A 26,198-nucleotide genomic window follows, 5' to 3' on the forward strand; every position below is an offset into this window, starting at 1 on the left:
TGGAGTGCCCCATGTCCCCGCCGCTCACCCGTATAAACAGCGATGAACGCCTGCCGGCGCAGGTGGACGTCGTCGTCATTGGCGGCGGCGTCATCGGCGTCTCCGCGGCCTATCATCTCGCGAAGAAGGGTCTCTCCGTCGCCCTGGTCGAGAAGGGCCATGTCGGCGGCGAGCAATCGAGCCGCAATTGGGGCTGGTGCCGCCAGCAGGGTCGCGCGCGTGAGGAGATCCCGCTGGCCCGCGAGGCGCTGCGCCTGTGGGAAGACATGCAGAACGATGCCGGCGTCGATGCCGGCTTCCGCCGCACGGGCGTGCTGTTCCTGACAAAGAGCAAGGACGAGCTCGCCAGCTGGGAACGATGGGCGGCAACGGCGCGCGAGATGCAGGTCCACTCCACGGTCCTGACGCCGGCGGAGGTCGCCGAGCGTCTGCCCGGCAACGCCGAAAAATGGGTTGGCGGCCTGCACACGCCGAGCGACGGGCGCGCCGAGCCCTCGATGGCCGTGCCTGCGCTTGCCACCGCCGCGCGAAAACACGGCGTCACCATTCATCAGGGCTGCGCCGCGCGTGGACTTGAAACGCAGGGCGGACGGGTGAGCGCCGTCGTCACCGAGAAGGGCACCATTCGCACGCAATCGGTGTTGCTGTCCGGCGGCGCCTGGTCGTCGCTATTCTGCCGCCGCCACGGCATCGAGTTGCCGATCGGCCTTGTCAATGCGACCGCGTGCCGGACCACGCCCGGGCCGGAGATTACCTCCGGTGCGCTCGGCACCGATTTCTATTGCATCCGCCGCCGCCTCGACGGCGGCTTTACGCTGGCGCTGCGCAACCGCGGCACGGTCGAACTGTCGCCCGATCTGTTCCGCTACGCGCGAACCTTCTGGCCGACCTATCTGCATCGCAAGAACGGGTTGAAACTGTCATTCGGCAAATCCTTCTTCGACCAGCTCACGCGGGGCACCAGTTGGAGCTTGGACAAGCCGTCGCCGTTCGAGACCGAGCGCGTGCGCGATCCCGCGCCTGACATGTCGCTGGTCAATGCCGCGCTGGCTTCGCTGATCAAGTCGAATCCTGAATTGAAGGACATCGAGATCGCGGAAGCCTGGGGCGGCACGATCGACTGCACGCCGGATACCATCCCGGTCATCTCGCCGGTCGACGCCATGCCCGGCTTCTTCCTCGCTACCGGCTTCTCCGGCCACGGCTTTGGCATCGGTCCTGCGGCCGGCAAGCTCGCCGCCGACATCGTGACGGGAGCGACGCCGCTGGTCGATCCCGCGGCCTACAGCCACAAGCGCCTGATTGATGGCCGCCGGCTCGCGCCGGTCAGCCCGTTCTGAGGGTTTTGCGGCATGACGCTTCTCTACAAGGCCAACATGGTTCGCGGCGCTGAATGGGCGGGCTTCTTCGCCGAGCGCGCGCCCGATGTGCCGTTCCGGCTCTGGCCCGACATCGGCGATCCCGCCAACGTCCGCTATCTCGTGGCGTGGGTGCCGCCGGACGACATCGCGACGACTTTCCCAAATCTCGAGCTCGTCTTCTCGGTCGGTGCGGGCGTCGACCAGTTCGACGCGTCAAAAGTTCCGCCGCACATTCCGCTGGTGCGCATGCTGGAGCCGGGCATTGCCGAGACGATGGTCGAATACGTCACCATGGCGGTGCTCGCGCTGCATCGCGACCTCCTGCCCTTCATTGCCCAGCAGAAGGAACAGGTCTGGCGCGAGATCCGGATCACGCCGGCCAAACGTCGGCGCGTCGGCGTGATGGGCCTCGGCCAACTCGGCCAGGCCGTGCTCGAACGGCTCAGAGCTTTCGATTTTCCACTTCTCGGCTGGAATCGCTCGCCGCGCGAGATCGAGGGCGTCGCCTGTTGCGCAGGCATGGAGACGTTGCCGGATTTCCTTGCGCAGACCGACATTCTCGTCTGCCTGTTGCCTTTGACCGATGAGACCCGCGGCATCCTGAACGCGGATCTGTTCGCGCGCCTGCCGCGCGGCGCGTCGCTCGTCAACGTCGGGCGAGGCCCGCATCTGGTCGAAGCCGACTTTCTCGCAGCGCTCGACAGCGGCGCGTTGTCGGGTGCCGTCCTCGATGTCGCCGAGCCGGAGCCGCTGCCTGCGGGTCACCCTTTCTGGAGCCATCCGCGCATCCTGGTCACGCCGCACAATGCCAGCATGACCACGCCGGATACGGCGGTCGATTTCGTGCTGGATGTGATCGCGCGCCACCGCCGCGGTGAAGAATTGCCGGGGCGTGTCGATCGTAAGCGCGGTTACTGAGGATGCGATGATGATGGTGACATCGATCCAGCCACGCGGTCCTCTTACCTCTCCCGCTTGCGGGAGAGGTCGCGCCGAAGGCGCGGGTGAGGGCTCTCTCCTCTTGGGGGTTCTCGACTGCGGAGATACCCTCTCCCCAACCCTCCCCCGCAAGCGGGGGAGGGAGCGCGCTGTCTCCGCGGCAGGCCTTAGGGGGTATGCATGAGCAGCGGCGCAAGCGTGCCTGACCACGTCGCTGCCAACGCGCAGTCGCCGGTGCTGTCGGTTTCCGGCCTGACGACGTCCTTCATGCGCGAACGGCAATGGAGTCCCGTCGTCCGCGACGTATCGTTCGATGTCGCCTCGCGAGAAACGGTGGCGATCGTCGGCGAGTCCGGTTCGGGCAAGAGCGTCACCGCGCTCTCGATCATGCGGCTCATTCCGAAGGAGAACGGCCGAGTCGAAGGCCGCGTCCAGCTTGCCGGCCGCGACCTGCTGACGCTGCCCGAAGCGAGCATGAAGGACGTTCGCGGCAACGAAGTCGCCATGATCTTCCAGGAGCCGATGACGAGCCTCAATCCGGTGCTGACCATCGGCTTCCAGATTGCGGAAGCGCTGATCCAGCACCGCGGTCTGTCGCGTGCGGCGGCGGAGGTCGAGACCATCCGCCTGCTCGATCGTGTTCGCATCCCCGCGGCGAAATCGCGCTTCCACGAGCATCCGCATCGCTTCTCCGGCGGCATGCGCCAGCGCGTGATGATCGCGATGGCGCTGGCCTGCAAGCCGAGGCTGCTGATCGCGGATGAGCCGACCACGGCGCTCGACGTCACGATCCAGGCCCAGATCCTGGAGCTTCTGAAGGAGCTTCAGCAGGAAGAGGAGATGTCGATCCTCTTCATCACCCACGACATGGGCGTGGTTGCCGAGATCGCGGACCGCACCGTGGTGATGTATGGCGGCCAGGCGGTGGAAACCGACCATACCTCGCGCATCTTCGCAGCCCCTTCGCATCCCTATACGAGGTCACTGCTCGCGTCCGTGCCGCGCCTCGGCTCGATGGATGGGCGGACGCGGCCGATGCGTTTTCCGATCGTGGACAAGCAAACGGGAACCTCGGACGAGCCGGCGGAGACGCCCGATACGGTCTCGATTGCCGAGCGACCGCTGCTCGAAGTCTCCAACCTCACGACGCGCTTTCCGATCCGCTCGGGCCTGTTCGGCAAGGTCTCGGGCCGCGTCCATGCGGTCGAGAACATCTCCTTCACCCTGCGCGCCGGGGAGACGCTGGCGCTGGTCGGCGAATCCGGCTGCGGCAAGTCGACGACGGGCCGCTCCATTCTCAAGCTGACGGAGCCGGACAGCGGCACCGTTCTGATCGACGGGCGGGATGTGCTGGCCATGAACCCCCGCACCTTGCGTGACTTTCGCAAGCAGATGCAGATCGTGTTCCAGGATCCGTTCGCGAGCCTCAACCCCCGCATGTCGGTGGGAACGGCGATTGCGGCCCCATTGCTCGCCAACGGGCTCGCCACGGCGTCGCAGGCGCGGGAGAAGGTCGCCGACCTGCTCGTTCGCGTTGGTCTCACCGCCGACATGGCCGCGCGCTTTCCGCACGAATTCTCCGGTGGCCAGCGCCAGCGCATCTGCATTGCCCGCGCGCTCGCGCTCGGACCCAAGCTGATCGTTGCGGACGAAGCTGTCTCGGCGCTCGACGTTTCGGTCAAGGCACAGGTCGTCAATCTGATGCTGGACCTTCAGGCCAGCATGGGACTTGCCTATCTCTTCATTTCCCACGACATCGCGGTGGTCGAGCGCATGAGCCATCGCGTCGCGGTGATGTATCTCGGTGAGATCGTCGAGACCGGTCCGCGCGCGGCCTTGTTCGGCAATCCGCAGCATCCCTATACGAAGAAGCTGATGGCGGCCGTGCCGGTGCCCGATCCAGCGCGCCGCGGCACCAGGCGCGAGGTAGCGAACGACGAGATCAGAAGCCCGGTGCGCGCGGCCGACTTCCAGCCACCCGTTCGGCAATATCGCGAGGTGTCGCCGGGCCACGTCGTCCAGATCTGGGGCGAGGAATGGTCCAACTGACGTGCGCAGGCCGCAGATCCTTTCCAAAATGCACGATGAGGTCGCGCAGCGATCTGCCGGGCAGGTCAACGGTGTTGTCTTTCGCCCTGCCGGGCCTGTGACATCACGCTGAAATCACAATGAAATCATCGCGTCGCGACCCGGTGCGACGGCCGGCCGCGCCAGCTTCGTGCTATGCGCTGCAGCTGGACCGTTGGCCGTCGATCTCCGATAATGCGCGGATCTCGGGAAGGCCGGCGAAGGCGTGCCTTTACGGATGGATTTACTAGAATGACACAAGCAGGCGTCTACGGGCAGAGGCTCGGGCAGGGCCTTCGCTCCAAGCAAGCACCGGTCCTGATCACGCGTTCGCTGCACAGCGCCGAGCTCGCGGTCACCGAGGTTCGCAATGACGATCCGACGCCGGATATTTCCGGTTCCCTGGCTGCGGAAGATGCCTATCTCCTCAGCCTGAAACTCCGCGACTATCCGGATTGCGAATGCTGGGAGGAGGGCCGCTGTGTCACCAAGGCGGATGTTCGCGCAGGTGCGACCTATCTGTACGACCTCAAGCGCGACCCGCGCTATGTGATCGACAAGCCGTTTCACTCGCTCTTCTTCTATTTGCCGCGCTCGGCGCTCAACGGCATTGCCAGGCAACCGGGCGGGCCGCGCGTTGGCGAGCTCAGCTACGAGCCAGGTGTCGGTCATGACGACGAGGTCGTTCGACATGTCGGTGCCTCCTTGCGGCAAGGACTGTGCCGGCCCGACGAGACCAACCAGCTTTTCGTCGATCACATGATGCTTGCGCTCACCGCCCATGTCGCCCAGACCTATGGTGGGCTGAAGCCAGCCGCAGAACCGAGCCGCGGCGGTCTCGCGCCATGGCAGGTGAAACGTGCGTGTGACCGGCTCGATTCCGATCTCTCGGGCAAGATCGCGCTGCAGCTGATCGCGACCGAGCTTGGTCTGTCAGTCAGCCACTTCTCACGCGCGTTCCGGATCTCCACCGGACTGCCGCCGCATCAATGGCTGCTTCAGCAGCGCGTCAAGGCGGCCAAGCAACTTATGACAGTTCGCGACCTGCCGTTGTCCGAGATTGCCATATCGGCCGGATTTGCCAATCAGAGCCATTTCACGCGCGTGTTCTCGTCCATCGTCGGCGTCAGTCCGGGCGCATGGCGCCGCGAAACGGATGGCGGACGGGACAAGACTTGAACTTACCGGCGCTTCGCCAGCGAGATCGTGTAGGCCGTGCGGCGCGCCGCAAAGATCTCGTCCGGCGGATGGCCGATGCCGTCGGCAAGATTGGCGGGATTGAAGATGGAGCCGTCGCAGGCCTCGTTGGCCTCGAGGCTGGTGATGACGATCGTCCCTAGCCGCACCTGCTCACGGTTGTCCTCGTCCGGCCATCGCAGGGTCACGTCCATGGTGGGATCGCCGGGACGGTCGAGCAAGGCCATCACGTTGAAGCGGACATCGCCGGCTGCGATCCTCCGCACGAGATCGTCATGCAGGAAATCAGCCGACTTCGCCCTCGCTTCGTCCTCGCTCAAGGTGACGTCACCGCCCACAGGCGCGACCTTGAACTTGATGAAGCGGGTTTCACCCTTGGCGTTCGTCGCGGGAAAGGCGTGCACGCCCCAATAAGTCGTGCCGGCAAAGCTGCCGGGCAGCCGGCGTGCCGCGACGTAATTCGCCTGGTTCAGTGTTTCAGGATTGGCCGCGGAAAAGGCCCGGACCTTCTCGATGTCAGGCTTGCCGTCCGCGCCCGGAATGCGCGCCTCGAGGAAGGCGAGCATCTGGTCGAGCGTCCGTGCAAAATGCACCGGAGCGGTTTCCGTCAGGATGTCCGAACGATGGGCATCGTCGCCAAGCCTGAAGCTGAAGCCGCGCAGGACGAGATTGTTGGTGTCGGTCACCCCGGGATTGCCGCCGCCAACGGAGAAGCGCGCCAGCACGCGCGAGGGCTTGGTGAAGCTCAGCGATCGCGTAATCTCTGCCGCGCGATCGGACGGGGCATAGGTCCCGCGCACACATCGACCCTTGGCGAAGCTCGCGCGCACCTTCGGCGGATTGCCTGCGACCGCCTTCAATGCATCGACGACCGCGGCGGGTGTTGCAGCGGGGGTGGGAAGTTCGGACATGGCTTGGCCTCCGGCGCGAGCGGCATGGCCAGGTTTTAGGTCTGGTGCAGCGCCGGCGTCTTTCCCAAAGCCGCGCTGCCTTGTCCGATCCTGCTGATTGCTTGCTCGCGCTTCGGGAATTCACGTGGGCAAAACATGGTATGAGTGGATAGATCTGATGTCGGCGAGACGCGGGACAACTTGTTTACTGATGGCTCTTTCAGCTCCCGCGCTCCCGGGTCTCGCGACGATGCAGACTTGTCCTCCGGAAATTGTGATCGGATAGAGCAACGGGGAACCGCGTTATGTGAACCGTCTCATATTTCACCACTCTCTTTTCGAGCTATCACTCCCGCAAGAAATTGCCGCACCCGGATTTAACTGACTGGCACGGGTGAGATGCAATGCCTGCGTAGCCGCGTGCTCGCAGCTTCGGATTGGCTCTCGTCTTGCTCACGAGCAAGCCAGCCCCATCACTCAGCACAGATTTTTCAGAAGTTGGAATCAAGGCAATCGCAAAACGCGTCCACGAGGCTGCCTCTATTCGGGGTCGGCCGGTAGGCCGCTACTTACCTAAGAAGGAGACCCCCAATGAAAATTAGTGATGCAATCTCCAGCGCATTTTCCCTAACGAGGGGCTCCGGCAATCTTCGGATCGCTCGTTCCGGTCTGATCAGGTCGGCCCATCTTCTTGAAAGAATTGGGCTCGCAGCCGTTGGGGCCTCTTGCGGCCTCTATGTGGGTGCGGCCCTGTTGCGTGAGAAAGGCGGACTGTTTGAAAGCGGCTGGATCGTGCTGATAACGATGCTCTACGGAGCTCTTAGCTATTACGTCGGAATTGATTTGTCTCGCAGTGTCGCGCGGAAGTCGATTTCGAGCACCTCGGAAGAGTGGAATGGTTCCGAGCCGGCTGAGATCATGAGTGCGGCCGGAACGTTCGGCGCCGCGATTGCCGCAACTCTGTCCGTCAGCATCCTTGTCCTTGATCATAACCCAGCCAATGGGCTGATAGCCTTTGTTGCCGGCTGTTGGGTGGTTGGTTCTTCGCTCCAAGTCGCGGCGGGCACGATGGCTCGCAACTACGAAGCACGCATGGACAAGCAATGAAGGAATTGTGCTCACCCAATAACGTCTGCTTGGCGTCATGACGAGAGCACAAGCCGCAGCGTTGGATTCGGCTTCAGGTCCCGAGTGAGTCGTGATCACTCATCGCAACCTCTGTCGTGCAACGCTGCGTGAAGACGATGTTTGGTAGCGCAGTCGTTCGCATCGGGCGGCGACCCGGCTTGGAAGTCGTGTCGGTACTGAGTAACCTAAATTATCGCACAACAAACAAGACGTGCCATCATGGCGATGTTGGGATATCGTCCCCGCGCCGTGGTCCAAAATCCTGCTAACCGCCAACCACACGATCGGTGGAGCCAATGCAGATTGCGGAGTGGCTCGACAAACTGGGGCTTGGGCAATACGCAGAGCGTTTTGCCCAGAATGCAATCGACGTGGGCATCCTCCCCGAACTGATGGACGAGGACTTTGATAAGCTCGGAGTCCTGCTAGGCCATCGCCGCAAAATGCTGCGTGCTATTGCCGACCTCGATCCAGCCGCGTTGATCGCATCGCCGACGCCTCCTCAGGACGCCGAGCGGCGCCACCTCACCGTTATGTTTTGCGATCTGGTCGGCTCGACCGCGCTCTCGGCGCGTCTCGATCCCGAGGATATGTGGGAAGTGATCCGGGCCTACCGCGCCGCCTGCGCGAGCGTCGTTGCGGCTTATGACGGCAGGATAGCCAGATTCGTCGGCGACGGAATACTCGTCTATTTCGGCTATCCTCGCGCCCACGAGGATGATGCGGAGCGCGCAGTGCGAGCGGGTCTCGACACTATCTCCGCAATTGGGCAGCTCAAAACAGGCGCCGACGAACGGGTTGAACTGCGCATCGCAATTGCGACAGGGCTTGTGGTGGTCGGTGACCTCATCAGCGGAGATGCGTCAGAGGAACAGGCAACCGTCGGCGACACACCAAACCTCGCCGCTCGGCTCCAGAGCCTGGCGGAACCGGGCGCGGTCGTCGTTGCTTCGTCGACGCGCCGGCTGCTTGGTGATCTCTTCACGTTTCGCAATCTCGGCCGCCGTGAGGTCAAGGGCATAGCCGAACCCATCGCAGTCTGGGCGGTGGAGGGAGCGATCGCATCCGAGAGTCGCTTCGAGGCGGTCCGCGCGGTACGCTCGATCGGCTTTGTCGGCCGCAGGGACGAGATCGAGTTCACTCTCTCGCGCCAGCGGCTGGCATGGCAGGGGCAGGGGCAGATGGTATTGATTTCTGGCGAAGCGGGCATCGGCAAGTCGCGCATTGTCGCAACGCTGTCCGAAAGCCCCTCGTTGGGGCCGCACCGCCGGGTGCGATATCAGTGTTCGCCCTACCATATCAACAGTGCGCTCCATCCCTTTGTCGCGCAGCTCGAGCGCGCCGCCGGCATCCGGTCGCACGACACGCCTGGGCAAAAGCTCGACAAGCTCGAGGCAATGCTGGCGCTTGGAACACAGCAGGTCGCCCAAGCGACACCGCTCATTGCGGCTCTCCTTTCGATTCCCACCGACGACCATTGTCCGCCGCTGAGTTCGAGCCCGGCGCAGCAGCGGCGACAGACATTTGCCGCCCTTCTGGATCAGCTTGAGGGGTTGGCGCGAGAGCAACCCCTGCTGATTATCTGCGAGGATATGCATTGGGCCGATGCCACGACACTTGAGCTGTTCGATCTCGCGGTCGATCGGATCAGAGGCCTGCCGATACTCGTGCTCATGACATCCCGGCCAGAGTTCGAGCCCTCCTGGTCGGGCCTTGCCAACGTTAGTCTGTTGCGGCTCGACCGACTCGATCGGCAGGACTCGCGCGCGCTGGTCGAACAGGTGGCCGTTGGTCGCCAGCTGCCACGCGAGATGATGAAGCAGATCATCGATAGGACGGATGGCATCCCACTATTCGTCGAGGAATTGACCAAGATGGTGCTGGAGTCCGGGCTACTCGTCGAAGATGCCGGGCGCTATCGCCTCGATAATCCGCTCCCGCCGCTCGCTATTCCCGCGACGCTGCAGGATTCGCTGATGGCGCGGCTTGACCGGCTGGCCCCAGTCAAGGAGTTGGCGCAGATAGGCGCCGCCATCGGTCGCGACTTTTCATACGCGCTGCTGAGATATGTGGCGGGACGCGATGATCTGACGCTGAGCGCTGCGCTAGCGCAACTCGAAGAGGCCGAACTGCTGGTGCGTCGCGGGGCTCCGCCCGAAGCAAACTATAGTTTCAAGCACGCTCTCGTTCAGGAAGCGGCCTACGAGAGCCTGCTCAAGAGCAAACGGCAGGTGCTTCACAAGCGCATCGGCGATGTCCTGCGCGAGAAGTTTCCAGTCGTCGCCGAGACTGAGCCGGAAGTTCTGGCACACCACTTCACTGAGGCGGGGCTGAACGAGGTCGCCCTCGAATGGTGGCGCAAGGCGGGCCTGCAGGCGCTGAAACGCTCCGCCTATTCCGAGGCGATTGCACATCTCGGCAAGGCGATTGCCGTCGCCGATGAGCTGCCCGATGAGCACGACCGGATGATGAGTAGGCTACATCTTCAAATCGCATATGGCCGTGCATTACGGGGCAGCCTCGGGCACAGCGCTCCCGAAACGGTAGCCGCATGGACGCGCGCCCGACAGTTCGCAGCCGACATCAATGATCCGGTTGAACTTGCGCCAGTCCATTCGGGTCTCTTCAATGCCTGCCTGACACACGGCGAACTCGCGCCGATGCGGGCGCTGGTGGATGCCATCGTGAACGCCGCTGAACGGCGACCGGACTCACCGGTGGCCGCCGTCGTTGCACATTGGACGGGCGGGGTTACCTGCTGGTTCGGGGGCGACTACTTGAACGCGAGAGTACATCTTGAGAAGGCACTAGAGATCTATGGTGACGAGCCGGATCCCGCGACGTTTAGGGGCTCGGCACTGGATCTCCCATTCGTGATCATGAGGTTTCTTGCCCTGGTGCTTTGGCCGCTTGGCAGGATCGCTCGCGCACGTCGCCTCGCCGTGGAAGCGATAAGTGCTTCCGGAGAAAAACGGGCGCTTTCTCAGGCCAATGCGCTTGTTCATCGAGCTGTGTTCGACGGACTGTGCGGGGGCATGTTGCAGCAAACAGAGACGATCCTGGCGCTCGGTCTCGCTCGCGACCACACGATGCCGCTGTATGTGGCCGCCGGCACCTACCTGAATGGCCTGGCCAAGTGGCGTGCCGGCGACGGAATGGCCGGGCTAACGGAAATGCGTCGCGGCTGGACCTTGCTGCACGAGAATGACTGCTACCTCTGTGAGCCGTTTTGGGGGATGCATGTCGCGATGGCGGATGCAGAGTCGGGCCGACTCGAAAACGGGCTCGAAATCTTGAGCGGATTGATCGCATGGGCGGGGCAATCCGGTCAGCATTGGCTTGATGCCGAGCTGCATCGCGTCTACGGGGAGCTTTTGTTGCGTCATGATCCTTCGGACCTAGCCAGTGCCGAAAATGCGCTAAACCGAGCGCTGGAAATCGCACGGCACCAACAGGTGAAGACTTTCGAGCTGCGCAGCGCCCTTGGACTTGCACGCCTGCACAAGACAAATGGCCGAGCGGGCGCGGTATCCGAGGTGCTTGCTCCCGTGCTCGCTGAATTCGATGCGGAGCGCAATCTTCCCGAAGTCGTTGAAGCCAGAGAGCTGCTCAAGCAAGTGCATTAGGCACGTGCGGTTTCTCTAGCTGGCCGTTTGGTCAGGAGAGGCGTCGAGATCCTGCCCCAGCATCTCCGGTCGCCTCACTGCAATGCGCGTTGAAGTTCGCTCGTGACGTACGGGCCAGGGGCTGACGGGTTACGAATTCACGTGCACAAAATCCCGCAGCAGCGGGTAGATCTCGTTGTTCCAGCGCTTGCCCGAGAACACGCCATAATGGCCGACGCCGGCCTGCATGTGGTGAACGCGGCGGTAGGCGCGCACGCCGGTGCAGAGGTCTTGCGCGGCCAGCGTCTGGCCGATCGAGCAGATGTCGTCCTTCTCGCCCTCGACCGTCATCAGCCCCATGCGGCTGACGGCCTTGGTGTCCACCGGACGTCCCCGATGCATCAGCTTGCCCTGGGGCAGAAGATGCTCCTGGAACACGTCGCGCACGGTCTCGATGTAGAATTCCGCGGGCAGATCCATCACGGCGAAATATTCGTCGTAGAAGGTCTTGATGCTGGCCGCCTTCTCCTTCTCGCCCTTGGCGATGTGATCGGCGAGATCGATATGCTGCTTGATGTGGCGCTCGAGATTCATCGAAACGAAGGCGGTGAGCTGCACGAAGCCGGGATAGACTTTCCGCAAGGCACCGCGGCACTGCATCGGCACGTAGTTGATCAGGTTCTGCTCGAACCAGTCGATTGGCCTGCTCTTGGCGAATTCGTTGACCCTGGTCGGCTGGATGCGCGTGTCGATCGGGCCGGCCATCAGCGTCAGCGTCGCCGGCCGCGAAGGATGGTTGCCCTCGCACATGATCGCGGCGGCCGCGAGCGCCGAGACCGAGGGCTGGCAGATCGCGACCATATGCGGGCGCGGGCCCAATTGGCCGAGGAAGTCGATGAGATGCTCGGTGTAGTCGTCGAGCCCGAAACGGCCCTCGCTGCGGGGAATGTCGCGCGGATTGTGCCAGTCGGTGATGTAGACGTCGTGGTCCTGCAGCAGCGTCTTCACGGTGCCGCGCAGCAGCGTCGCGAAATGGCCGGACATCGGCGCCACCAGCAGCATGCGCGGCTGCTCGCCCACGCCCTCCTTCTTGAAACGCAGCAGCGAGCCGAACGGGGTCGCGTAAGCGATCTCCTCGGTCACGGCGACCTCGCGATTGCCGACCATGACGCTGTCGATGCCGTAGGCGGGACGGTGATAGGTGAGGGTGGAGCGGGAGATCAGCTCCAGCGCGGCCGACAGCCGGCCGACGACCTGATCCGACAAGCCCTGCGGCACCAGATTGAGGAATTTGAGCGCGGACGAAGCGCCCGACCGCCACGGCGCCGTCAGGTCCATTTGGTTCTGAAAGGCCTGATAATACATCGACATCATACTGAAACGCCCACCTGTCCCGTGCTGCTATGCAATATCGGAGCCAAACCCGGGATGGGCCGCCCTCAAGATTGGCACGTCGCTTGCTGCTCTTTTTGCGGGAAGCACAGGCGCTGCGCACTCCCGCAGTCCGGGCGGGGTGCATGTCTTAGGCGTGAGTCACAGGCGTGAGGGAAGGCCACATGGCGAAGGCGACACTGACCATCAGCAGCAAGAACTATTCGTCCTGGTCGCTGCGTGGCTGGCTGCTGACGAAATTTTCCGGGCTCGATTTCGAGGAGATCGTCACCGCGCCGGACGACGCGTCGGCGCGCGCCGAAATCCTGCTGTTGTCGTCGTCGATCCTGGTGCCGTGCCTGCGGCACGACGGCGCGGTCGTCTGGGATACGCTGGCGATCGGCGAATATCTCAACGAGGCGATGCCGAATGCAGGGCTGTTGCCCGCGGATCGCGTCCAGCGCGCGCATTGCCGCTCGATCTGCGGCGAAATCCATTCCGGCTTCACCACCTTGCGCGCCTCGCTGCCGGTCAATTTGAAGGGGCACTTCCCCGGCTTCAAGATCTGGTCGCGCGCGCAGGCCGACATCGATCGCGTCTGGGCGATCTGGCGCGACTGCCTGGACAAATCGGGCGGGCCCTTCTTGTTTGGCGAGACCCGCACCATGGCTGACGCGATGTACGCACCGGTAGTGACGCGCTTCGTGACCTATAACGTCAAGCTCGAGCCGCAACTGCAGGCCTATGCCGATACCATCATGGCCATGCCGGAGATGAAGGAATGGATCGCGGCGGCAAGGGATGAGCCGGCCGAGATCGAGGAGCTCGAGGTCGAATATTAGGCAGGCCGGCTGCCATCTGCCTGTTTTGGGAGCGAGCATCCAACCGCCGCACCCAGCCGTCATGTCATTGAAGCCGTTAACTTTTGACGCCGGTGGCCGGCTGGCCCTGCTCAGGCGCTGCGCAGATATTGTGTGCGCCTGGTGGCCAGTTGCGACATCTAGCCGTGAACAGGCGCGTACGGGGCCCTGCGGCTGATTCGGACGTGATTCGTTCGGGCCGCGTTCCGAAGGTTAAGACGGGACGCGGCCCCGTTGCATTTTGAGACAGAAATCAGTGCTCAGGCCACGCCCGAATGCTTCATGCGCGGGACGCGCCAGCCGATAACGGTAGCTTCGACTGCGACACCAGCCGTGTGGTTCTGCCAGCGTCCCTCGACATAGCGGCAGGCGAACGGCAGCTGATAAGTCCCGCTGTGGTCCTCGCACAGCACTTCGACTGCAAGGCCAGGCGGCGGTTCTCCGGCGCCGTCGAATTCCGCCAGTCGTCTGTCGCGCGTTGCCATCAAAAACTCCCCTAAACAAAGCCGCGAAAGGAGCGCCCATTTCCTCCGCGTGCAGATCATCGCTCCCCGTCCGAGGGAACAGCCGCAAGCTCAACGCGAGAATGCGGTGCGAGTGTGGTAGCCTCGACAGGCTGCGTGCAAAAAGCGCACATTGCCGTGATTGATTTGACGAGGAACCTGCATGCTGCTTCGAAGCACCGGCGCTTGTTTCGCGATGGTACTCGCCACGCTGGCGATTGTGTCGGTCCGCGCGCAGGACGTGCCCGGCATCGAGATCTGCACCGTCGAGAAGACCATGGAGCGCCGCACCAGCTGCCTCCAGAGCAATGTCGACTTCCTCCAGAAAACGATCACCAAGCTGAACCTCGATCACCAGCAGAAGCTGGACGCCGCGGCTCGCCAGATCGATGCGTTGAAGACGACCGTGGCCGGTTTGCAGAAGACGCTCGGCGATCTCCAGGCCGCGCAGGCGAAGACCGCCGAGGATGTGAAGAAGAAACAGGATGCGCCGCCGCCAAAGGATGCGGCGAAATAGCCGCCGCGCTCAGGCGACGCGATATCGCTCCATCACGCTGCGGTCGGGCTCATGGCCGAGCCCAGGTCCGGTCGGCACCGCGACATGGCCGGTGGCATCGACATCGGCGCGGCCGCCCCAGAGGCAGGCCTCGCGCTTCAGGTAAAACATCTCGACGAACCCGTCGTCGCGCCCCGCCAGGAGATGCAAGGTCGCCAGCAGGCCGGGGCCGAAATACGGGGAGTGCGGAACGACCTCGACGCCGACCCGATCTGCGAGCGCTGCAACCTTGAGAAATTCCGTGATGCCGCCGACCTTGATCACGGACGGCTGGGCGTGGCTGACCGCGCCCGCATCCATCATCTGGCGAAATTGATATTCCGTGCAGGCGTTCTCGCCGGCGGCGACGCCGAGCCCGCCCTTGCTGCGGACTTCGGCGAGCGCCGCAAAATCCTCCGGCGGCCAGACCGGCTCCTCCAGGAACATCGGCTGCGCGTCCCGGCATGTGCTGGCGAACGCGATCGCCTCTTCGCCTGATAGCGGGCAGTTCATGTCCACCATCAGCGGAATGCCGGGCCCGATCGCCGCCCGGGCGGCAAACACCGCCGGCGCCGTGGTCTCGTGCAGCTTGATGGCGCCGTAGCCGAGCGCGAGCGCCTTCTTGCATTCGGCGGCGATATTGTCGGGCGAGCCGATCCGCAACAGGCTCGCATAGGCCGGAATGGCCGGGCGCCTGGTGCCGCCGAGCAGGCGGTGCAGCGGCACGTCCTTGATCTTGGCGGCGAGGTCCCACAGCGCGATGTCGAGCCCGGAGATCGCGAACATGGTGATGCCGTAACGCCCGAACAGATGCAGGTTACGCTGGATCTGCTCCATGACCGCGGGAATGCCGGCGGCATCGGGAACCTCCAGCCCGCGGGCCTGCGGTGCGATCATTTCCTCGACGGCACTGCGCGTGGTGCGGGGGCAGACATAAGCAAAGGCATCGCCCCAGCCCGTCAGCCCGGCGTCGGTGGTGACCTCGACGATCACCATGTCGAGGGCGGTGATGGCGGAGGCGCCCTGACGGAAGCTCGCGACACCGGCGTCATAGGGGATGCGGATATGGTGCGGCCGCACATCGGTGATCTTCATGACACGGTTCCTCCTGCTTTCTTATGAGCGGTTTCAAGAACAACCCGAGTGTAGCCATGAACGCCCGGACGTTGCCAGAGGCTGGTCCGGCGTTATCCTCTTGCGGGACCGCAACGCCGATCAAGCGAAACCCGCGGACTTCCATGCATCATGGTCGCGCTTCGAACGAGAGAAACGCCATGAACCCAGCCCAGCGCGCGCTCTGGTATGTCGAGAGCCATCTGGCCGAGCCGATGACGCTCGACGAGATCGCTGCGATATCGGGCGTGTCGCGGTTCCACATCGTGCGCGCGTTTGCCGCGGCTACCGGCCTGCCGGTGATGCGGTACGTGCGCGCGCGGCGGCTGAGCGAAGCGGCGCGCAGTCTTGCGAACGGCGCGCCGGACATCCTGTCGCTGGCGCTGGAGGCGGATTACGGCTCGCACGAAGCATTCACCCGCGCGTTCCGCGACCAGTTCGGCACCACGCCCGAAGCGGTGCGGGCCGCGCAATGCACCGGCCATCTCAAGCTTCAGGAGCCGATCCTCATGGACTCAACCATCGCAGACAAACTCGCCGCCCCGCGCTTCGAAACCACAAGGGCCTTCCTCGTCGCTGGCATCAACGAGCGCATCTCCTGCGACAACGGCGCGGCCATTCCTGGACTGTGGCAGCGCTTCCACCAGGAGGTCGCCGACATTCCCGCGCGCGTTGGGCCCGTCGCCTATGGCGTCTGCTGCAACGGCGACGATGCCGGCAATTTCGACTACATCGCCGGCGTCGAGGTCGCCGATTTCTCCGAGCTGCCGCGCCGTTTCGGCCGTATCCGTATCCCCGAACAGCGCTACGCGGTGTTCACCCACGCCGACCACGTCGCCTCGATCAGGCGTACCGTCAACGCGATCTGGAATCAGTGGCTGCCGGCCTCCGGCCTGAAGGCTGCCGATGCACCGAATTTCGAGCGCTACGACGAGAACTTCGATCCCGCCACCGGCAATGGCGGCCTGGAGATTTGGATACCCGTGCGAGATTAGCGCGCAACGCTGGCATACCATCCCGCTTGCTTGGCAAGCCCCGGCGACTTTGTCATAACCGCAGGCAATCTTGCGTGTGGGGCCCGTGCCGGACATCCCGTGCAAGTCATAACAAGCAGCCGGGAGGGTCCCACATGTCCAACGTCCGCGTTCTCGCCACCGACCTCGAATTTCCCGAAGGGCCGGTCGTGATGCCGGACGGCTCGGTCGTGCTGGTGGAAATCCGCGGCCAGCGCCTGACCCGCATCCATCCCGACGGGCGCAAGGAGATCGTTGCGAAGATTCCGGGCGGCCCGAACGGTGCAGCTCTCGGCCCCGACGGCGAGATCTACATCTGCAACAATGGCGGCTTCTCCTGGATCCCGACCCGCAACATGATCATGCCGGGTCCGCAGCCCGACGATTACCTCGGTGGCTCGATCCAGCGCGTCGATCTGCAATCCGGCCAGATCGAAACCGTCGTGACGCGTTGCGGCGAGCACGATCTGCGCGGGCCGAACGATCTGGTGTTCGACAAGCAGGGCGGCCTCTGGTTCTCCGATCTCGGCAAGCGCCGCGCGCGCGAGATGGACGTCGGCGGCATGTACTATCTCAAGCCCGGCATGAAGGAGATCGTCGAGGTCGTTCATGGCGTGTTGCCGGCAAACGGCATCGGCCTGTCGCCGGACGAGGCCACCGTCTACATAGCGGAGACGCCGACGGGCCGGCTCTGGGCCTACGAGCTGTCCGCGCCCGGCACGCTGAAGCCGCGCGACGTGATCTATCGCGGCGAGCGGGGCAAACCGATCTGCGGCCTCGGCGGCTACCAGATGTTCGACTCGCTGGCGGTCGAAGCGAACGGCAATGTCTGCGTCGCCACCCTCGTCTCCGGCTGCATCTCGGTGATCGCGCCCGATGGCACCCTGGTCGAGCAGGTCCCGACCGGCGACCGCGTCACCACCAACATCGCCTTCGGCGGCCCCGAGCTGAAGACCGCCTACATCACGCTCTCAGGCAAGGGCGAGCTGATCGCCATGGACTGGCCGCGCGGCGGTTTGCCGTTGAATTTCCTGAACAAGTGAGCCAAGCCGTCATTGCGAGGAGCGAAGCAATCCGGCAGACCCTCACCCTGAGGAGCGCGCCCTTCGCGCGCGTCTCGAAGGGCGAGGCCACCAGCAGGGCCTTCATCCTTCGAGACGCGCGTGCCGCGCTCCTCAGGATGAGGAGCTGACAGCCTGGATTGGTTCGCTTCGCTCGCAATGACAACAGAGAGAGACCTGCAATGCCCTGGCCTGATCCTATCACCCTGCGCGGACAGCATGCCGGTCTGGAGCCGCTGTCGCATCAGCACCGCGAGGGGCTGATCGAGGCCGTGAAGGATGGTGAGCTCTCCACCATCTGGTACACCGCGATTCCGACGCCGGACAACATGGGCAAGGAAATCGACCGGCGGCTCGGTCTTCAGGCCGCGGGCTCGATGCTCCCCTTCACCGTGTTCGATGGCAACGGCAAGATCGTGGGCATGACGACCTACATGAACATCGATGCCGCCAACCGCCGCGTGGAGATCGGTTCGACCTGGTATGGCAAGAGCGCGCAGCGCGGCCCACTCAACACGCAGTGCAAGCTGCTGCTGCTCACCCACGCCTTTGGAACCCTGGACTGCATCGCGGTGGAATTCCGCACCCACTTCTTCAATCACCAGAGCCGCCGCGCCATCGAGCGTTTGGGCGCCAAGCAGGACGGCATCCTGCGCAGCCACCAGGTCGCGCCGAACGGCACGCTGCGCGATACTGTGGTCTACAGCATCACCGCGGCCGAATGGCCGACGGTGCGAACGCATTTGAATTATCAACTCAACGACAAGCCGCGCTAGAGGCGGCCGAGGCACCATGGACAGATTTGATTATGTGATCGTCGGCGCGGGCTCCGCCGGTTGCGTGCTCACCAGCCGCCTGAGCGAAGACCCTGCCACCAGCGTCTGCGTGCTCGAGGCGGGCCCGAGCGACTGGCATCCCTACATCCATCTGCCGGCTGGCTTCATCAAGACCTTCCACATGAAGAGCATCAACTGGGCCTACCAGCAGGAGGTCGGGCCCTGGACCGGCGGGCGCAGCATCTACGCGCCGCGCGGCAAGACGCTCGGCGGTTCGTCCTCGATCAACGGCCATATCTACAATCGCGGCCAGCGCATGGATTTCGACACCTGGGCGCAGATGGGCAATCGCGGCTGGGGCTATGCCGACGTGCTGCCCTACTTCCGGCGGCTGGAGAAGCGCATCGGCGAGGGCGAGGACGTTTACCGCGGCCGCGACGGCAATCTCACCGTTACCACCATGAACTGGCGCGATCCGCTCTGCGAAGCGTTCATGGAAGGAGCGGTCTCGCTCGGTATCCCCCGCAACCCCGATTACAACGGCGCGAAGCAGGAAGGCGTCTCCTATTGCCAGCGCACCATCGATAAGGGCTTGCGCGTCTCCGGCGCCACCGCCTTCCTCAAGCCGGCGATGAAGCGGCCGAACGTGCATGTCCATACCCACGCGCACGCCACCGAGATCATCTTCGAAGGCAAGCGCGCCGTCGGCGTGCGCTACATGAAGGGCGGCTCTGGCGGCACGCCGGTCGAGGTCCGCGCCAACAAGGAAGTGATCCTGTCCGGCGGCACCTATAATTCGCCGCAGCTGTTGCAGTTGTCCGGCATCGGCTCACCGGATCTGTTGCAGGCCCACGGCATCGCCGTGCGTCACGCGCTTCCGGTCGGCGAAGGCTTGCAGGACCATTACGCCCCGCGCACGGTCGCGCGCGTCAAAGACATCAGGACCATCAACGAGCTCCGCCGTGGTCTGTCGCTCTGGGTCGAAGCGCTGAAATGGGCCACCACGCGCGGCGGCCTGCTCTCGCTGTCGCCGACCATGGTCTATTGCTTCTGGCACTCCGGCGAGAGTGCGGATTCGTCCGATCTCCAGCTCACCTTCACACCGGCGAGCTACAAGGAAGGCGTGCAGGGCCAGCTCGAGGACGAGCCCGGCATGACCGTGGCCTCCTGGCAGCAGCGCCCCGAGAGCCGCGGCTATGTCCGCATCCGCTCGTCTGATCCGTTCGCGCCGCCGATCATCCAGACCAACTATCTCGACGCCGAGCTCGACCGTCGCGTCATCGTCGGCGGCATGAAGCTCGCGCGCAGGCTTTTGAAGAGCGCGCCGCTGTCGCCCTATTACGCCTACGAGGATTTCCCGGGACCCAACATCAATACCGACGACGAGTTTTTGGCCGCCGCCACCGAACGTGGCACCACCACCTTCCACCCCGGCTGCACCTGCCGCATGGGCCCGGTGGATTCGACCTGGGCGGTGGTCGACGACCAGCTCCGCGTTCACGGGTTGGAAGGCCTCCGCGTCATCGATGCCTCCGTGATGCCGCGCATGATCTCGGCGAATTTGAATGCGTCGACCATGATGATTGCTGACCGCGCCTCGGACCTCATCCGCGGCAAGCAGCCGATGGAAGCCGCCCGCGTGCCGGATGCTGCGGTGGCGTAGCAAGGTCTCGTGCCCCGGACGCAGCGCAGCGCTTCCCCGGCGATGCGAAGCATCATCCGGTGCAGCGGTGCGCTGCAGAGCCGGGGCGCATATCTTGGCGTTACGCCGTGTCGCTCCTGGGTCCCGGCCCTGCGTAGCAGCGTTTTACGCTGCAGCGCGTCCGGAGCTGTGAGTGTGTTGTCAATCGGCCCATCGTCCCGTCGCGTAAAACACCCCGCCACGCCGTCAATCCCATTTCACAATATTGCGCCGCGAGGACGCGAAGGCGTGTCTGCGATTTGAAATGCGAGTTGGAGAAGGGGATGCTCGCCCTTGCTCCGTCATTGCGAGCGCAGCGAAGCAATTCAGTCTGTCACCGCGGACGGATTCTTATCGAAAGGTCACGCGGTATGGGCCCTGGCTTTCGCCAGGATGACCCGTAGGTTGCACTGTGCTTCAATTTTATGATTTCAGCCCGTATTTTCTTCGTGCAACTGCTGGTTCGCGAAGGCGGCGTTTTCCTTGCGGAATCACACAGGACTTGGGTGTGGCTTATGCGCCGCAGCCGGGGTGTTCAGCGGCCCGCGGCCGTCGCCGCGATGATCTCGAGCTGGTTCCTGATCCAGCGGTGGGCCGGATCTTTCTGATAGCGCTGGTGCCAGACCATGAACATCGGCAGCTCGGCTAGGGTTCGCGTGCGCGAGGCCAGCGGAATCCGCACCTGCGCGAAGCCGTGCATGACGCCGGGCGCCAGCAGGCTCGGCATGCTCGCCAGCATTTGCGAGCCACGCAGGAAGGACGGCACGCCGGAGAAGCTCGGCACCGAGATCGCGATGTCGCGGTGGAAGCCGTTGGCTGCAAGCCGGCGATCGAAGTCGAGCCGCTCATTGTCAGTGTAGACCACCGTGATGTGGTGCGCCGCGAGATAGGCACCGCGCGTAGCCGGCGCAGCACGGGCTTTGGGGTCGTAGTAACAAACGTAATGGTCCTGCAGCAGGCGCTTCTGCACGATGTCCACGCCGGATGGCGGCAGCGGCGTGATCAGCAGGTCGCAGCGGTTTTCCCGGAGCATCGCCGGCGAGGGCGACTGCGAGGGGATCACGCGCAGGTTCAGGCTCGTCACCTGCGCTGCGACATGATCGAAGAACCGCGGAAGCAGCAGGTCGCGCTGGAAGTCGTTCGCGGCGATTGTCAGCGAAAGCTGCGCGCCCGCCGGCTCGAACGTAACGCCGCCGGCAAAGCTCCGCATCTCGTCGATCAGCGCCCGCGCCTTTGCCGCGAGCGCCTGGGCGTGCGCCGTGGCGACAATGCCGCGGCCGGATTTGGCAAACAGCGGATCGCCGACGATCCGCCGCAGCTTGTTCAGGGCGTGGCTGACCGCGGATTGCGTCAGGCCGAGCCGCGTTGCGGCCGCCGTCACCGAGCCTTCTTCCAGCACGGCCAGGAACAGCTCCAGCGCGTGGCCATCGAGAGCCAAATGATCGATTTTCTTCATGGAATTCATTATAATCGATCTATTTATCTTGAGAATAGCCGGCGCCATTATGTCCCGATAAATCGTGCGCCCCAACGGGAGCTCTTCAGGGAGAGACAACGCCGATGCATGCCCAGGCGCCAGCCTTGCGGGATCCCCGCCTCAACCGCCCCGAGCCGTTCACGCCGCCGCTCGGTGACGGCGGCTTCTTCCAGCGCGACCGCTCCATGCATCCGCCGGCGCACGCGCCGGGCTATAAATCCTCGGTGCTGCGTTCGCCGCGCCACGCGTTGCTGTCGCTTGAGACTTCGGTCTCGGAGATCACGGGGCCGGTGTTCGGGCACAACGATCTCGGCCCGCTCGACAATGATTTGATCCGCAACTACGCCAAGGACGGCGATCCCGTCGGCGAGCGCATCATCGTCCACGGCCGCGTGCTGGACGAGACCGGCCGCGGCGTATCGAACACGCTGGTCGAGTTCTGGCAGGCCAATGCCGGCGGTCGCTACCGGCACAAGAAAGACACGTATCTGGCGCCGATCGATCCGAATTTCGGCGGTTGCGGTCGCGCACTGACCGACGACACCGGCTACTATTATTTCCGTACCGTGAAGCCGGGGCCCTATCCGTGGCGCAACTACGTCAACAGCTGGCGTCCCGCTCACATCCACTTCTCGGTGTTCGGCTCGGGCTTCGCACAACGTCTGATCACCCAGATGTACTTTGAGGGCGATCCCCTGATCCCGGTCTGCCCGATCCTGACGACGATCCCGGACAAGGATGCGCTGGAGCGCCTCGTCGCGCCGCTCGACCTCAATGCATCGACTCCGTTCGATTCGCTCGCCTACCGCTTCGACATCGTCTTGCGCGGCCGGCGCTCCACTTACTTTGAAAATCGCACCGCAGGGAACTAGGTCCATGCCGCAGCCGCTCAACTACCTCAAGGAAACCGCCTCGCAGACGGCCGGGCCCTACGTGCATATCGGGTTGATCCCGGCCATGGCCGGATTCGACATTTTCGAGAGGAACTTCTCCAATGTGCTGGTGACGCCGAACACGCAAGGCGAACGCATCACGCTGGAGGGCAAGGTGATCGACGGCAGCGGCACGCCGCTGCGTGACGTGCTGCTGGAGATCTGGCAGGCGAACGCGACGGGCCGCTACAACCATCCGGCTGATCGGTCAATCGGCTCGCTGGACGAGGAATTTCGTGGCTGGGGCCGCGGCGGCTCCGACTTCGAGAGCGGTCTCGTCACCTTCGAGACCATCAAGCCGGGCGCGATCATCGACAAGACGGGCCGCAAAGGCGCGCCGCACATCAATGTCTGGATTGTCGCGCGCGGTATCAACATCGGTCTCAACACGCGCCTCTATTTTTCGGACGAAGAGGCCGCCAACGCCGCCGACCCCGTGCTCAACCTGATCGAGCATCCGGTCCGGCGCTCGACGCTGATCGCAAAGCGCAGCGAACGCGCTGGCAAGATCGTGTATTCCTTCACGATCAATTTGCAGGGGCCGGAAGAGACGGTGTTCTTCGACGTGTGAGAGCCGCCGCCCGAAGGTTCACTCCACCTGGTCGCCGCGATCGATCGCTACGCGCGCGCGGAATTGCGGTGACTGACGCATCTCGCGCGATCCCGGCCGATTGGCCGGATCGCGCCCCACTTTTGGTTGCAGTTCTGCCAAATCGATGAATATGTCCGCCTGTCGGCGCAGCTCGTCGGCGACCATGGCTGGCTGAGTGGAGAGTGTGGAGACGACCGTCACGCGGACACCGAGGCGTTGCAGGGCTTCCACCAGCGAACGAAAATTCCCATCGCCCGAGAACAACACGATCTGATCGACGTGCTCGGCGAGTTCCATCGCATTTACGGCGAGGACGACATCCATGCTGCCCTTCACCTTGCGGCGGCCGGTGATGGCGTCGACGAATTCCTTCGTGAGTTTCGTGACGACGGTGTATCCGTTATAGTCGAGCCAATCGATCAACGGACGGATTGACGAATACTCCTGATCCTCGACGACGGTCGTGTAGTAGAAGGCCCGCAACAGCGCACCTCGGCTTTGGAATTCGCCGAGCAGTCGCCTGTAGTCGATGTCGAAGCCGAGCGCCTTGGAGGTGGCATGGAGGTTGGAGCCATCGATAAAGAGTGCGATCTTCTCAATCGAAGACATTATGCACAAATCTCCAGTTGTACGCGAAAGGTGGCCGGTCCAACCGCCGGGGGCGGTGTGTCGGCCGGAAAAACATTGAAGCCACCGATGGCTTGCCGAAAAAGCAGCGCAGACGACCGGACAGGGGCGGCCGTCTTGCGCCCAGGTTAGGGAGGATACAATGCCCACCGGCGCCAGGGCGCCGAATGCAGCCAGGCTAAGGCGCGCGCATTCCCTACTCAATTGTACTGAGGTAAAGGGCGCCTATCCAAAGGATAGGGCCCCATATACGAAGGTTAAGTGGCAGCGCTGGCAACAAAGGCCATTGCGGTTCCCAGCGTGGCCTTCGACCACAGGCGCGCCTGATCGATCGGCCGATTTGTCAGCCTTCCTCGCCGTGGAGCTGCGCGCGAAAGGCGCGCGGCGACACGCCCGTGGCGGCGGCATAGACCCGGCTGAAATAGGCGGGGTCCTCGAAACCCAGCGCATAGGCGATCGTCGAGACCGGCAAATTGGTGTAGACGAGGTTGCGCCGCGCCTCGCGGATCAGCCGGTTGAGGATCAGGTGCGAGGCGGTGTCGCCGGTTGCCGTCCGCGTTACCCGGTTGAGATGGGTCGTCGTGATCGACAGCGCGCCCGCATAGTCCGCAACGCTCCAGCGTTCCAGATGATGCTGTTCCAGCAGCGCCTCGAAGCGGCGGAATAGTCCGCTTTCAGCCGTGCCGTTGCCTCCGCTCTCGCCAGTGAGTGCGCGGGCCACCAGCCCGATCATGGCTGCCGAGAGTGCACGCAGCACATGCGCTCGGCCGAAATCGCGCGCGGCGTGTTCGGCAAAGATCTGCTTCATGGTGGTCCGGATCTGCGGCGTGCCGCGTATCACGGCCGAGTGCGACAAGGCACCGCGCAGTCCTTCGGAGACGAGCAGCGCTTCGTCCAATATTTCCGCGGCGATGGTCAGCACCCAGCCCTGGGTATCTGGCACGAAACGGAAGCCGTGGACGTGGCCGACAGGCACGTTCACGATTTGCATCGGCTTCAGCTGCACCACGCGCCCGTCGAGCGTGGCTTCGCCGCCGCCGCGCTCGATCAGCAGCACCTGGTGCAGCCGGGCATGGCGGTGCACGGCCAGCGTCCAGTCGTGCAGCACCGAGCGCGAGGCAATCGTCTCGCAATGCACGACATCGGGCAGATCGCCGGACTCGCCGAACAAATTGTAGACCCGGATCGCCGGGGCGGGGGCTGCGCGTCTCATGTTCGAATAGTACAAGATAAAGACGAAAGCCTCCATCGGTCAGCGGCGCTGAATCTGCAAGAAAGTGCAGAGGAGGACGCAAAAATGAAAGTTCAGGTCTGTATCATCGGCGGCGGGCCCTCCGGGCTGCTGTTGTCCCAGCTCCTGCACCTCAAGGGCATCGACACGGTCGTGCTGGAAAAATCCAGCCGCGACCACGTGCTTGCCCGGATCCGTGCCGGCGTGCTCGAACACGGCTTCGCCAGGCTGATGCGCGAGGCTCAGTGCGGCGAGCGGATGGACCGCGAGGGTGAGATCCACAAGGGATTCGAGATCGCCCATGATGGGGTGCTGTCCCAGATCGATCTTTACAAGCATTCCGGCGGCAACTCGGTGCTGGTCTACGGCCAGACCGAGCTGACGCGCGACCTCTACGAGGCGCGCGACCGCCTCGGCGGCAACGTCGTGCATAATGCCGAGGACGTGACGCCGCATGATCTCACCTCGGACCGTCCTTACGTGACCTATCGTTCGAATGGCGAGACCGTCCGAGTCGATTGCGATTATATCGTCGGCGCCGACGGCTTTCACGGCGTCAGCCGCAAGTCGATCCCGAAGGACGTGCTGCGGGAATACGAGAAGATCTATCCGTTCGGCTGGCTCGGCGTGTTGTCGCGTACGAAACCGGTGTCGCCGGAGCTGATCTATGTGAAACATGAGCGCGGCTTCGCGTTGTGTTCCTTGCGGTCGCAAGTGCTGAGCCGCTACTACGTCCAGGTGCCGCTCACCGACAAGGTGGAGGACTGGAGCGACGATGCGTTCTGGGCCGAGCTGAAGCGTCGTCTGCCGGACGAGGTCGGCGGCCGCCTGATCACGGGACCGTCCATCGAAAAGAGCATCGCGCCGTTGCGCAGCTTCGTCGCCGAGCCGATGAGCTACGGTCGCCTGTTTCTCGCCGGCGATGCCGCCCACATCGTGCCGCCGACCGGCGCGCGCGGGCTGAACAGCGCCGCCTCCGACATCTATTATCTCTACCACGCCATGCTCGCGCACTATCAGAACGACGATGATTCCGGGCTCCAGGGCTATTCCGCCAAGGCGCTGGCGCGGATCTGGAAGGCGCAACGCTTCTCGTGGTGGATGACGATGCTGCTGCATCGCTTCCCCGACCGGCTCGAATACGAGGACCGGCTCCAGCAGACGGAGCTGGAATATCTCCTTTCGTCTGAGACGGCACAGCGCCTGCTCGCGGAGAATTATGTGGGACTGCCGTTCTAG

General features: G+C 63.8%; 22 protein-coding genes. 15 read left to right on the top strand and 7 right to left on the bottom strand.

The window, feature by feature from the left end; translation table 11 throughout:
• Positions 1–11: 11 nt before the first annotated feature.
• The 4 genes from AC0L3K_RS16520 (at position 12) to AC0L3K_RS16535 (ending at position 5,546) form a co-directional block, all read left to right on the top strand.
• Positions 12–1,340, top strand: a complete 1,329-nt coding sequence (locus AC0L3K_RS16520) for an NAD(P)/FAD-dependent oxidoreductase (RefSeq protein WP_473254559.1) — start codon at positions 12–14, stop codon at positions 1,338–1,340.
• Positions 1,341–1,352: 12 nt separating this feature from the next.
• Positions 1,353–2,279: a 2-hydroxyacid dehydrogenase gene (locus AC0L3K_RS16525; RefSeq protein ID WP_473366365.1), complete on the top strand. Its 927-nt coding sequence runs from the start codon at positions 1,353–1,355 to the stop codon at positions 2,277–2,279.
• Between the two features lie 201 nt (positions 2,280–2,480).
• Positions 2,481–4,349, top strand: coding sequence for an ABC transporter ATP-binding protein (locus AC0L3K_RS16530; protein WP_473366366.1), 1,869 nt, complete (start codon positions 2,481–2,483; stop codon positions 4,347–4,349).
• A 270-nt stretch (positions 4,350–4,619) separates the two neighbouring features.
• Positions 4,620–5,546 (top strand): AraC family transcriptional regulator, encoded by a 927-nt coding sequence (locus AC0L3K_RS16535; RefSeq protein ID WP_473366367.1) that lies wholly within the window; start codon positions 4,620–4,622, stop codon positions 5,544–5,546.
• Between the two features lie 2 nt (positions 5,547–5,548).
• Here AC0L3K_RS16535 and AC0L3K_RS16540 read toward each other — a convergent pair whose 3' ends face one another.
• Positions 5,549–6,475, bottom strand: coding sequence for a catalase family peroxidase (locus AC0L3K_RS16540; protein ID WP_473366368.1), 927 nt, complete (start codon positions 6,473–6,475; stop codon positions 5,549–5,551).
• 570 nt (positions 6,476–7,045) lie between these two features.
• Between AC0L3K_RS16540 and AC0L3K_RS16545 the strand changes: the two genes are divergently transcribed.
• Positions 7,046–7,561 (top strand): hypothetical protein, encoded by a 516-nt coding sequence (locus AC0L3K_RS16545; RefSeq protein WP_007595598.1) that lies wholly within the window; start codon positions 7,046–7,048, stop codon positions 7,559–7,561.
• Between the two features lie 317 nt (positions 7,562–7,878).
• Positions 7,879–11,208, top strand: coding sequence for an adenylate/guanylate cyclase domain-containing protein (locus tag AC0L3K_RS16550; protein WP_473366369.1), 3,330 nt, complete (start codon positions 7,879–7,881; stop codon positions 11,206–11,208).
• A gap of 129 nt (positions 11,209–11,337) precedes the next feature.
• Here AC0L3K_RS16550 and AC0L3K_RS16555 read toward each other — a convergent pair whose 3' ends face one another.
• The gene (locus AC0L3K_RS16555) at positions 11,338–12,561 is read right to left on the bottom strand and encodes a polyhydroxyalkanoate depolymerase (protein ID WP_007595596.1); all 1,224 of its coding nucleotides are present in this window, start codon (positions 12,559–12,561) and stop codon (positions 11,338–11,340) included.
• 182 nt (positions 12,562–12,743) lie between these two features.
• On the opposite strand from AC0L3K_RS16555, the gene AC0L3K_RS16560 reads away from it, so the two are divergent.
• On the top strand, positions 12,744–13,400 hold the full coding sequence (locus AC0L3K_RS16560) for a glutathione S-transferase family protein (protein WP_007595595.1): 657 nt from the start codon (positions 12,744–12,746) through the stop codon (positions 13,398–13,400).
• Between the two features lie 278 nt (positions 13,401–13,678).
• Here the strand turns inward: AC0L3K_RS16560 and AC0L3K_RS16565 are convergent, their stop codons facing one another.
• Positions 13,679–13,903, bottom strand: coding sequence for a hypothetical protein (locus tag AC0L3K_RS16565; RefSeq protein WP_007595594.1), 225 nt, complete (start codon positions 13,901–13,903; stop codon positions 13,679–13,681).
• Positions 13,904–14,084: 181 nt separating this feature from the next.
• Here AC0L3K_RS16565 and AC0L3K_RS16570 point away from each other — a divergent pair, with 181 nt between their 5' ends.
• Complete coding sequence (locus tag AC0L3K_RS16570; protein ID WP_007595592.1) at positions 14,085–14,438, top strand: hypothetical protein; 354 nt, start codon at positions 14,085–14,087, stop codon at positions 14,436–14,438.
• Between the two features lie 9 nt (positions 14,439–14,447).
• On the opposite strand, the gene AC0L3K_RS16575 is transcribed toward AC0L3K_RS16570, so the two are convergent.
• A complete protein-coding gene (locus AC0L3K_RS16575) occupies positions 14,448–15,551 on the bottom strand; it encodes a mandelate racemase/muconate lactonizing enzyme family protein (protein ID WP_473366370.1) in 1,104 nt (367 codons plus the stop codon).
• Positions 15,552–15,730: 179 nt separating this feature from the next.
• Here AC0L3K_RS16575 and AC0L3K_RS16580 point away from each other — a divergent pair, with 179 nt between their 5' ends.
• The 4 genes from AC0L3K_RS16580 to AC0L3K_RS16595 all read left to right on the top strand — a co-directional run bounded on the left by AC0L3K_RS16580 (position 15,731) and on the right by AC0L3K_RS16595 (position 20,082).
• Complete coding sequence (locus AC0L3K_RS16580) at positions 15,731–16,564, top strand: AraC family transcriptional regulator (RefSeq protein WP_354201382.1); 834 nt, start codon at positions 15,731–15,733, stop codon at positions 16,562–16,564.
• Positions 16,565–16,698: 134 nt separating this feature from the next.
• Positions 16,699–17,625: an SMP-30/gluconolactonase/LRE family protein gene (locus AC0L3K_RS16585; RefSeq protein WP_473366371.1), complete on the top strand. Its 927-nt coding sequence runs from the start codon at positions 16,699–16,701 to the stop codon at positions 17,623–17,625.
• A 200-nt stretch (positions 17,626–17,825) separates the two neighbouring features.
• Positions 17,826–18,419 carry a GNAT family N-acetyltransferase gene (locus AC0L3K_RS16590; RefSeq protein ID WP_473366372.1) on the top strand — a complete coding sequence of 198 codons (594 nt, stop codon included), beginning with the start codon at positions 17,826–17,828 and terminating at the stop codon, positions 18,417–18,419.
• A gap of 16 nt (positions 18,420–18,435) precedes the next feature.
• Positions 18,436–20,082 carry a GMC family oxidoreductase gene (locus AC0L3K_RS16595; protein ID WP_473366373.1) on the top strand — a complete coding sequence of 549 codons (1,647 nt, stop codon included), beginning with the start codon at positions 18,436–18,438 and terminating at the stop codon, positions 20,080–20,082.
• A gap of 553 nt (positions 20,083–20,635) precedes the next feature.
• On the opposite strand, the gene AC0L3K_RS16600 is transcribed toward AC0L3K_RS16595, so the two are convergent.
• On the bottom strand, positions 20,636–21,565 hold the full coding sequence (locus AC0L3K_RS16600; protein ID WP_473366374.1) for a LysR family transcriptional regulator: 930 nt from the start codon (positions 21,563–21,565) through the stop codon (positions 20,636–20,638).
• A 95-nt stretch (positions 21,566–21,660) separates the two neighbouring features.
• On the opposite strand from AC0L3K_RS16600, the gene pcaH reads away from it, so the two are divergent.
• Positions 21,661–22,449: a protocatechuate 3,4-dioxygenase subunit beta gene (gene pcaH / locus AC0L3K_RS16605; protein WP_473366375.1), complete on the top strand. Its 789-nt coding sequence runs from the start codon at positions 21,661–21,663 to the stop codon at positions 22,447–22,449.
• 4 nt (positions 22,450–22,453) lie between these two features.
• Positions 22,454–23,080: a protocatechuate 3,4-dioxygenase subunit alpha gene (gene pcaG, locus AC0L3K_RS16610; protein WP_473366376.1), complete on the top strand. Its 627-nt coding sequence runs from the start codon at positions 22,454–22,456 to the stop codon at positions 23,078–23,080.
• Between the two features lie 18 nt (positions 23,081–23,098).
• Here the strand turns inward: pcaG and AC0L3K_RS16615 are convergent, their stop codons facing one another.
• Together AC0L3K_RS16615 and AC0L3K_RS16620 are read right to left on the bottom strand one after the other, a co-directional pair.
• Positions 23,099–23,710: a LabA-like NYN domain-containing protein gene (locus tag AC0L3K_RS16615; RefSeq protein WP_473254572.1), complete on the bottom strand. Its 612-nt coding sequence runs from the start codon at positions 23,708–23,710 to the stop codon at positions 23,099–23,101.
• 361 nt (positions 23,711–24,071) lie between these two features.
• Complete coding sequence (locus tag AC0L3K_RS16620; protein ID WP_473366377.1) at positions 24,072–24,977, bottom strand: helix-turn-helix domain-containing protein; 906 nt, start codon at positions 24,975–24,977, stop codon at positions 24,072–24,074.
• 48 nt (positions 24,978–25,025) lie between these two features.
• Between AC0L3K_RS16620 and pobA the strand changes: the two genes are divergently transcribed.
• Complete coding sequence (gene pobA, locus AC0L3K_RS16625) at positions 25,026–26,198, top strand: 4-hydroxybenzoate 3-monooxygenase (protein ID WP_473366378.1); 1,173 nt, start codon at positions 25,026–25,028, stop codon at positions 26,196–26,198.

The organism is Bradyrhizobium sp. MI1.10, from assembly GCF_055811035.1.

What these genes read in the sequence shown, in the direction of transcription:
- AC0L3K_RS16560 (WP_007595595.1), top strand. Translation starts at nt 12,744, where the DNA reads ATGGCGAAGGCGACACTGACCATCAGCAGCAAGAACTATTCGTCCTGG.
- AC0L3K_RS16620 (WP_473366377.1), bottom strand. Translation starts at nt 24,977, where the DNA reads ATGGAGGCTTTCGTCTTTATCTTGTACTATTCGAACATGAGACGCGCA.
- AC0L3K_RS16570 (WP_007595592.1), top strand. Translation starts at nt 14,085, where the DNA reads ATGCTGCTTCGAAGCACCGGCGCTTGTTTCGCGATGGTACTCGCCACG.
- AC0L3K_RS16575 (WP_473366370.1), bottom strand. Translation starts at nt 15,551, where the DNA reads ATGAAGATCACCGATGTGCGGCCGCACCATATCCGCATCCCCTATGAC.
- AC0L3K_RS16600 (WP_473366374.1), bottom strand. Translation starts at nt 21,565, where the DNA reads ATGAATTCCATGAAGAAAATCGATCATTTGGCTCTCGATGGCCACGCG.
- AC0L3K_RS16530 (WP_473366366.1), top strand. Translation starts at nt 2,481, where the DNA reads ATGAGCAGCGGCGCAAGCGTGCCTGACCACGTCGCTGCCAACGCGCAG.
- AC0L3K_RS16540 (WP_473366368.1), bottom strand. Translation starts at nt 6,475, where the DNA reads ATGTCCGAACTTCCCACCCCCGCTGCAACACCCGCCGCGGTCGTCGAT.
- AC0L3K_RS16590 (WP_473366372.1), top strand. Translation starts at nt 17,826, where the DNA reads ATGCCCTGGCCTGATCCTATCACCCTGCGCGGACAGCATGCCGGTCTG.
- AC0L3K_RS16555 (WP_007595596.1), bottom strand. Translation starts at nt 12,561, where the DNA reads ATGATGTCGATGTATTATCAGGCCTTTCAGAACCAAATGGACCTGACG.
- AC0L3K_RS16525 (WP_473366365.1), top strand. Translation starts at nt 1,353, where the DNA reads ATGACGCTTCTCTACAAGGCCAACATGGTTCGCGGCGCTGAATGGGCG.
- AC0L3K_RS16565 (WP_007595594.1), bottom strand. Translation starts at nt 13,903, where the DNA reads ATGGCAACGCGCGACAGACGACTGGCGGAATTCGACGGCGCCGGAGAA.
- AC0L3K_RS16615 (WP_473254572.1), bottom strand. Translation starts at nt 23,710, where the DNA reads ATGTCTTCGATTGAGAAGATCGCACTCTTTATCGATGGCTCCAACCTC.
- AC0L3K_RS16595 (WP_473366373.1), top strand. Translation starts at nt 18,436, where the DNA reads ATGGACAGATTTGATTATGTGATCGTCGGCGCGGGCTCCGCCGGTTGC.
- pcaH (WP_473366375.1), top strand. Translation starts at nt 21,661, where the DNA reads ATGCATGCCCAGGCGCCAGCCTTGCGGGATCCCCGCCTCAACCGCCCC.
- AC0L3K_RS16585 (WP_473366371.1), top strand. Translation starts at nt 16,699, where the DNA reads ATGTCCAACGTCCGCGTTCTCGCCACCGACCTCGAATTTCCCGAAGGG.
- AC0L3K_RS16545 (WP_007595598.1), top strand. Translation starts at nt 7,046, where the DNA reads ATGAAAATTAGTGATGCAATCTCCAGCGCATTTTCCCTAACGAGGGGC.
- pobA (WP_473366378.1), top strand. Translation starts at nt 25,026, where the DNA reads ATGAAAGTTCAGGTCTGTATCATCGGCGGCGGGCCCTCCGGGCTGCTG.
- AC0L3K_RS16550 (WP_473366369.1), top strand. Translation starts at nt 7,879, where the DNA reads ATGCAGATTGCGGAGTGGCTCGACAAACTGGGGCTTGGGCAATACGCA.
- AC0L3K_RS16580 (WP_354201382.1), top strand. Translation starts at nt 15,731, where the DNA reads ATGAACCCAGCCCAGCGCGCGCTCTGGTATGTCGAGAGCCATCTGGCC.
- pcaG (WP_473366376.1), top strand. Translation starts at nt 22,454, where the DNA reads ATGCCGCAGCCGCTCAACTACCTCAAGGAAACCGCCTCGCAGACGGCC.
- AC0L3K_RS16520 (WP_473254559.1), top strand. Translation starts at nt 12, where the DNA reads ATGTCCCCGCCGCTCACCCGTATAAACAGCGATGAACGCCTGCCGGCG.
- AC0L3K_RS16535 (WP_473366367.1), top strand. Translation starts at nt 4,620, where the DNA reads ATGACACAAGCAGGCGTCTACGGGCAGAGGCTCGGGCAGGGCCTTCGC.